Annotated in this window: 3 protein-coding genes; all 3 read left to right on the forward strand. The window is 59.7% G+C overall.

What is annotated here, in order from left to right:
* Nucleotides 1-1,512, forward strand: a 1,512-nt coding sequence (gene purH / locus B2W52_RS03035; protein WP_286801193.1) for a bifunctional phosphoribosylaminoimidazolecarboxamide formyltransferase/IMP cyclohydrolase, incomplete at its 5' end; no start/stop codon positions are given.
* A 12-nt stretch (nucleotides 1,513-1,524) separates the two neighbouring features.
* Nucleotides 1,525-2,811 (forward strand): phosphoribosylamine--glycine ligase, encoded by a 1,287-nt coding sequence (purD, locus tag B2W52_RS03040; protein ID WP_008170931.1) that lies wholly within the window; start codon nucleotides 1,525-1,527, stop codon nucleotides 2,809-2,811.
* Between the two features lie 194 nt (nucleotides 2,812-3,005).
* A complete protein-coding gene (locus B2W52_RS03045) occupies nucleotides 3,006-5,147 on the forward strand; it encodes a TonB-dependent receptor family protein (RefSeq protein WP_286801196.1) in 2,142 nt (713 codons plus the stop codon).
* Nucleotides 5,148-5,202: the final 55 nt, after the last annotated feature.

The following is a 5,202-nucleotide window of genomic DNA, read 5'->3' on the forward strand; positions in this document are numbered from 1 at the left end:
TATTTCGGCCGTGCCCTGACCGAACGCGGCGTTGAGCTGCTCTCCACCGGTGGCACTTACCGGCTCCTGAAAGAAAACAGCATCCCGGTAACCGAAGTCTCCGACTACACCGGCTTTCCCGAGATGATGGATGGCCGTGTAAAAACCCTGCACCCGAAGATTCATGGCGGGATTCTCGGGCGCCGGGGCACTGACGATGCGGTGATGTCCGAGCATGGCATTAGCCCTATCGATATGGTTGTGGTCAATCTCTACCCCTTCGAGGAGACCGTTGCAAAGCCGGACTGTGATCTGGCGACCGCTATCGAGAACATTGATATCGGCGGTCCGACCATGGTTCGCGCTGCTGCCAAGAACCACAACGACGTCGCCATCGTGGTCAACGCCAGTGATTACAGCCGGGTCCTCAAGGAACTGGAGGCCAACGATGGCCAACTGACCTACAGCACCCGGTTCGATCTGGCCGTAAAAGCGTTTGAGCACACCGCTGGCTACGATGGCGCCATCGCCAACTATCTGGGCGGCCGCACGCCGGATAACGACAACGCTGATTTCCCCCGCACCTTCAACGCCCAGTACGTGAAGGTCCAGGACATGCGTTATGGCGAAAACCCGCATCAGCGCGCCGCATTCTACGCCGAGCGCAACCCCAAGGAAGCCTGCGTGGCCACGGCCAAACAGCTTCAGGGCAAGGAGCTCAGCTACAACAACGTGGCCGATACCGATGCCGCCCTGGAATGCGTGAAGCCTTTCGCGGATCCGGCCTGCGTGATCGTCAAACATGCCAATCCCTGTGGTGTGGCGATCGGCGCCGATATCCGTCAGGCCTACGACCTGGCGTTCGCCACGGACCCCACATCGGCTTTTGGTGGCATCATCGCCTTCAACCGTGAGCTGGATGCGGAAACTGCCAAAGCCATCATTGATCGCCAGTTTGTGGAAGTGATCATCGCGCCGACCGTTGCTCCGGAAGCAGTGGAACTGGTAGCCGCAAAGAAGAACGTGCGTCTGCTTGCGTGCGGCGAGTTTGACGGCGACCGTGCCCGTTCCATGGATTACAAGCGTGTAACCGGTGGTCTGCTCGTTCAGGACCGGGACCTGGGCATGGTGGCCATGGAGGACGTCAAGGTGGTCACTGAGCGCCAGCCCTCCGAGCAGGAACTCAACGACCTGTTGTTTGCCTGGGAAGTGGCTAAATACGTCAAATCCAACGCCATTGTCTATGCCAAGGCGGGTCGCACCATCGGCGTCGGCGCTGGCCAGATGAGCCGTGTTTACAGCGCGAAGATTGCCGGTATCAAGGCCGCCGACGAGGGCCTGGAAGTGAAAGGGTCGGTCATGGCGTCCGATGCCTTCTTCCCGTTCCGCGACGGCATTGACGCTGCTGCGGCGGCTGGTATCACCGCTGTCATCCAGCCTGGTGGCTCCATGCGCGATCAGGAAGTGATTGATGCGGCCAACGAACACGGCATCGCGATGGTCTTCACCGGCATGCGCCACTTCCGGCACTGAGGGGTTATCACCATGAATATTCTCGTTATTGGCTCCGGCGGCCGCGAACACGCCCTGGCCTGGAAAGCCGCGCAATCCCCCAAGGCAGACCGTGTTTTCGTGGCGCCCGGCAACGCCGGCACGGCACGGGAAACCGGCCTGGAAAATGTCGACATCGACGTGATGGACCTGGACGGTCTCGCCAACTTCGCCGCCACCAATCATGTCGGGCTTACCATCGTCGGCCCGGAGGCGCCGTTGGTTGCAGGCATCGTCGACAAATTTGAGCAGCGTGGCCTGAGGGTTTTCGGCCCGAGTGCCGGCGCTGCCCAGCTTGAGGGCTCCAAGGCTTTCACCAAGGATTTTCTGGCGCGCCACAAAATCCCGACAGCCGGCTACGGCAACTTCACTGATGTGGACGAAGCCCTGGCCTATGTTCGCCAGCAGGGCGCTCCAATCGTCGTCAAAGCCGATGGCCTGGCTGCCGGCAAAGGCGTGATCGTTGCGATGACCCTGGAAGAAGCCGAAGATGCCATCCGCGACATGCTGGCCGGGAACGCGTTTGGTGATGCCGGTAGCCGTGTCGTCATCGAAGAGTTTCTGGAAGGCGAAGAAGCCAGCTTTATCGTGATGGTGGATGGCGAGCACGTTCTGGCCATGGCCACCTCCCAGGATCACAAACGCGTGGGCGACGGCGACACCGGTCTCAATACCGGTGGCATGGGCGCCTACTCGCCGGCCCCGGTGGTGACCGCGGATGTTCATCAGCGCATCATGGATGAAGTGATCTATCCGACCGTGCGCGGCATGGCGGCCGAGGGCCATCCCTATAAGGGGTTCCTCTACGCCGGCCTGATGATTGACAACAGCGGCACCCCCAAGGTGATCGAGTTCAACTGCCGTTTTGGCGACCCGGAAACCCAGCCGATCATGCTGCGGATGAAGTCGGACCTTGTGGAACTCTGCGACGCGGCCATCGACGGCAAGCTCGACCAGTGCGATTCCGAATGGGATGACCGCGCCTCCGTCGGTATCGTGCTGGCAGCCGGGGGTTACCCGGGCAGCTATAACAAGGGCGACGCCATTTCCGGCCTGCCGGACACCGAGACCGAAGGCGAGAAAGTGTTTCACGCCGGCACCCGTCTCAACGGAGACCAGGTGGTTACCAACGGCGGTCGGGTGCTCTGCGCCACGGCTCTGGGCAATACCGTCACCGAAGCACAGAAGCGTGCGTATGAGCTGGCCTCCCGGATCCGGTGGGATGGCGTGTTTTATCGCAAGGACATCGGCCACCGCGCCATCGGCCGCGAGACCCACTGAGCCTGGCCGACCGATCCGATCCTATTCTCAATCCCCGGCCGACCGGGGATTTCTTCGCCTGACCTGACACCTGCCTGCGTCATAAGCACTGACTATTGACTTTATAGTTACGGAACCGTAAAGTTTCGCCCGAACGTAATAGTAATGATTGTCACTTACATTTCGAAAAACAAATGGTAATGGAGATTAACCACATGTTTAAACCTTCCCGCTTATCACTGGCCGTGGCTGTCAGCCTTGCCCCGGGCGCCAGTTGGGCAGTCGGCGATGATCAGCCCCAGATGCTTGAACCCATGGAAATCATTGGCGATGCGTCCGCAGCCCAGACCTTGCCAGGGTCAGGCTACGTCGTTGGTGAGGCGCAGTTGAAAACCGAGGTTGAGACCGACATCAACCAGGTGCTGAAAACCGTCCCGGGCGTCTATGTGCGGGAAGAAGAAGGCCTGGGCCTGCGCCCCAATATCGGCATCCGCGGCGCCACGGCCGAGCGCAGCAGTAATATTACCCTGATGGAAGATGGCATTCTGATCGCACCGGCGCCCTACTCCAATCCGGCCGCCTATTATTTTCCGACACTGAAGCGCATGTCCTCGCTGGAAGTACTCAAGGGTGCCCCGCTGCTGCGCTATGGCCCGCAAACCACCGGTGGTGTCATCAACCTGATTTCCACACCCATTCCCGATCAGCGGCAGGGCTATGTTGAGACAGTCACCAACGACCGCGGCTCCACCGACGTTCATGTAACCTATGGTGACACGGCCGGCGACTGGGGCTACCTGCTTGAGACCGTCCAGCGCTCCGCGAAAGGCTTCAAGGAGATTGACCGCAGTAACCGCGATACCGGCTTTGATATCGAAGACTATGTCGGCAAGCTGCGCTGGCAGGGAGAGCGCCAGAGCGTGACAGCCAAGCTGCAATACTCCGAGGAAACCTCCAACTCCAGTTACCTCGGCCTGACCGATGCGGACTTCAGCCAGGATCCGAACCGGCGTTACGGGTTGTCCAGCATCGACCAGATGAACAATACCCACTCCGGTATCAGCCTGACCCATCAGTTCGACTGGAGTAATACCGTAAGCAGCACGGCCACCCTCTATCGCAACGACTTCAAGCGGAACTGGTTCAAGCTCAGCGGCGGCGGAAGCATCATCGACTCGGCAAACGGCGGCGACGCCAATGCCCAGGGTATTCTGGACGGCACAGTTGACGCCAGCGGCCTGGATTACAAAAACAACGCCAGGGACTACCTGTCCGAGGGCGTGCAGGTAAACTTTGATGTCGACATGGGCAGCCACCAGTTTGATTTCGGCGCCCGCTACCACGAAGATGAAATGGATCGTTTCCAGCCGGTCGATGTTTATGACCAGGTCAACGGCTCTCTGGTGTTCCAGAACACTGTCGCCCCCACGGGCAGCAATAATCGCTTTGAGACCGGCGAAGCCCTGAGCTTCTGGGCGCTCGACACCTGGCAGGCGACGGACAAGCTCAGCGTTAACCTCGCCCTGCGCTACGAGGATGTACAGACCAGCCGCACCCAATACGCGGATCCCGGCCGCACAACCGTCGACAGCACCCGCGCCAATGACAGTGCTGAACTCCTGCCCGGCGCTTCCTTTACCTATGACCTGTCCCAAAGCTGGCAGGTTCTGGGTGGCGTGCACCGGGGTTTCTCCCCTCTCGGAGGTGGTGCCAAGGCAAACGAAGATCCGGAAACCAGCAAGAACTGGGAGGCCGGCCTCCGGTACTTTGGCAATGCGTTCTTCGCGGAAATGATCGGCTTCTACAGCGACTTCTCCAACAAGGCCGAAAACTGTTCCGTGGGCTCGCCGTGCAGCAATGGCGCCACCTCTGGCAGTTTTGTAACCGGCGAGGCTGAAATTTCCGGTGTTGAGTTCCAGCTCCAGACCGGCACCCGGGCAGGCGAGTTCTACCTTCCGGTCAGCCTTACCTACACCTTTACCCAGGCGGAAATCAGCAAGGACAATGCCGCTTCGGGCCTGAAAAAAGGCGAGCAGCTCAAGGACGTACCTGAAAACCAGATGAGCTTCCGGACAGGCATGGAACACCCGAGTGGCTGGGACAACTACCTTGTGGCCACCTACGTCGATGAGATGTGTGCCAGCGCAGGATGCAACAACACCGCCACGAAACTGGACGAGACCGAGTCCCTGTTCCTGGTCGATTTCATCAGCCGCTACGCACTGACCGCCAGTGCCGATGTCTTCCTGAAAGTGGACAACCTGTTCGATGAACAGCAAATTGTCTCACGTTTGCCCGATGGCGCCATGGCGAACCTGCCGCGCACCGCTTCACTGGGGTTAAGCGTTAATTTCTGACGAATGACCGGGTTGGCCTGGTTTCCGGGCGAACCCGCTGTGAATGGCCCACTGA

The sequence above is a fragment of the Marinobacter sp. UBA2498 genome, from assembly GCF_002341575.1.
In the GTDB taxonomy this organism is placed as follows: Bacteria; Pseudomonadota; Gammaproteobacteria; order Pseudomonadales; family Oleiphilaceae; genus Marinobacter; species Marinobacter manganoxydans.